This is a genomic window from Streptomyces sp. WELS2 (assembly GCF_013870595.1).
In the GTDB taxonomy this organism is placed as follows: domain Bacteria; phylum Actinomycetota; class Actinomycetes; order Streptomycetales; family Streptomycetaceae; genus Streptomyces.
The window spans coordinates 1-1689 of record NZ_JACBWZ010001129.1 but is presented as its reverse complement, the minus strand read 5'-3'; the positions used below and the strand labels follow the sequence as shown (position 1 = coordinate 1689).

The 1689-nt window shown below is 68.4% G+C and carries 1 protein-coding gene; it reads left to right on the top strand.

The window, feature by feature from the left end:
• The first annotated feature begins 220 nt into the window (after positions 1–220).
• Positions 221–1666 carry a glyceraldehyde-3-phosphate dehydrogenase gene (locus H5J33_RS34300; protein ID WP_181798566.1) on the top strand — a complete coding sequence of 482 codons (1446 nt, stop codon included), beginning with the start codon at positions 221–223 and terminating at the stop codon, positions 1664–1666.
• The last annotated feature ends 23 nt before the right edge of the window (positions 1667–1689 follow it).

The window sequence follows — 1689 nt, the reverse complement described above, 5'->3', positions numbered from 1 at the left end:
GTGGCGGTGTGCGCCGCACTGGTCACCGTCCTGGTGCTGCCTGCCTCGCTCGCGCTGCTGGTGGCCGTCGCGGGCCTGGTCGCCGGCTGCCGGCCGCGGCGGCCCGAACCCGTCTGACACCGGGCCCGGGCACCCCTGCGCGGTGGCCTGGAGGGGGCTACAAACCCGCCACGACCGTGTGGTTATCATATGAGCGCTGCCTAGCTCGAAAGATGGATCTGTGACTGTCAACGACGACTCGTTCACCAACTGGAAGATCCGCGAAGAGATCGCGGAGTCGATGATCCCGCTCATCGGGAAGCTGCACCGCGAGCGGGACGTGACCGTCCTGCTGCACAGCCGCTCCCTGGTGAACAAGTCGGTGGTCAGCATCCTGAAGACCCACCGCTTCGCCCGGCAGATCGCCGGCGCCGAGCTGTCGGTCACCGAGACCATGCCGTTCCTGCAGGCCCTCACCACCCTCGACCTCGGGCCGTCCCAGATCGACCTCGGCATGCTGGCCACCATGTACAAGGCCGACGAACGCGGCCTGAGCGTCGAGGAGTTCACCGCCGAGGCGGTCGCCGGCGCCACCGGAGCCAACAAGATCGAGCGCCGCGAGCCGCGCGATGTCGTCCTCTACGGCTTCGGCCGCATCGGCCGCCTCGTCGCCCGTCTGCTCATCGAGAAGGCCGGCTCGGGCAACGGCCTCCGGCTGCGCGCCATCGTCGTGCGCGGCGGCGGCGCCCAGGACATCGTCAAGCGCGCCTCGCTGCTGCGCCGCGACTCCATCCACGGCCAGTTCCAGGGCACGATCACCGTGGACGAGGACAACGGCACGATCGTCGCCAACGGCAACGCCATCAAGGTGATCTACGCCGACGACCCGGCGTCCGTGGACTACACCGAGTACGGCATCCGCGACGCCATCCTCATCGACAACACCGGCAAGTGGCGCGACCGCGAGGGCCTGTCCCGGCATCTGCGCCCCGGCATCGAGAAGGTCGTGCTGACCGCGCCGGGCAAGGGCGACGTGCCGAACATCGTGCACGGCGTCAACCACGACACGGTCAAGCCGGAGGAGCGGATCCTGTCCTGCGCCTCCTGCACCACCAACGCCATCGTGCCGCCGCTGAAGGCGATGGACGACGAGTACGGTGTGCTGCGCGGCCATGTGGAGACCGTCCACTCGTTCACCAACGACCAGAACCTGCTGGACAATTACCACAAGTCCGACCGCCGTGGCCGCTCCGCGGCGCTGAACATGGTCATCACCGAGACCGGTGCCGCCTCCGCCGTCGCCAAGGCCCTGCCCGACCTGAAGGCGAAGATCAGCGGCAGCTCGATCCGGGTCCCGGTGCCGGACGTCTCGATCGCGATCCTCAATCTCCAGCTGGCCCGCGAGACTTCCCGCGAGGAGGTCCACGACTACCTGCGCGAGGTGTCGCTGACCTCGCCGCTCAAGCGCCAGATCGACTTCATCACGGCGCCCGACGCGGTCTCCAGCGACTTCATCGGCTCGCGCCACGCCTCGATCGTGGACGCCGGCGCCCTCAAGGTCGACGGTGACAACGCGATCCTCTACCTGTGGTACGACAACGAGTTCGGCTACTCCTGCCAGGTCGTCCGCGTCGTCCAGCACGTCTCGGGCGTGGAGTACCCGACCTACCCGGCGACGGCGGTCTGATCCGCCCGGACTCGCGCAGGTGT